Source organism: Staphylococcus sp. EG-SA-17, from assembly GCF_017151845.1.
In the GTDB taxonomy this organism is placed as follows: Bacteria; Bacillota; Bacilli; order Staphylococcales; family Staphylococcaceae; genus Staphylococcus; species Staphylococcus aureus.
In genome coordinates this window covers 1-246 of sequence record NZ_JACVZO010000170.1, presented here as the reverse complement: position 1 = coordinate 246, position 246 = coordinate 1, and the positions used below count along the sequence as shown (strand labels likewise).

At 39.0% G+C, this 246-nt stretch carries 2 pseudogenes; one reads left to right on the top strand and one right to left on the bottom strand.

The window, feature by feature from the left end:
- Positions 1-128 (bottom strand): annotated as a pseudogene (locus IDG65_RS14605) (hypothetical protein); the annotation flags it as partial.
- Here IDG65_RS14605 and IDG65_RS14600 point away from each other — a divergent pair.
- A pseudogene (locus IDG65_RS14600) lies at positions 122-246 on the top strand (solute carrier family 23 protein); the annotation flags it as partial. The pseudogenes IDG65_RS14605 and IDG65_RS14600 overlap by 7 nt on opposite strands.

Sequence of the window (246 nt, the reverse complement as noted above, 5' to 3'; positions counted from 1 at the left end):
AACCAACCGGCATGATTGACTTGATTAATATCGACCATCCCAAGTAAGCCAGCGCCTATCGTTCCTAAAACGAGTCCAATTAATATGGCAATACTCTTAATAAATCCAGTTGTGCATCTTTGTAAAATTCTTCCCACCAGTAGTAACGGGTAGTGTTGTTACTATCATTGGTATCAATTTAATGCCAGTAGCAATGAATTACTTAGCTGGAGGTCAAGGTGCAAAGGACTATGGAGATGTTAAGAA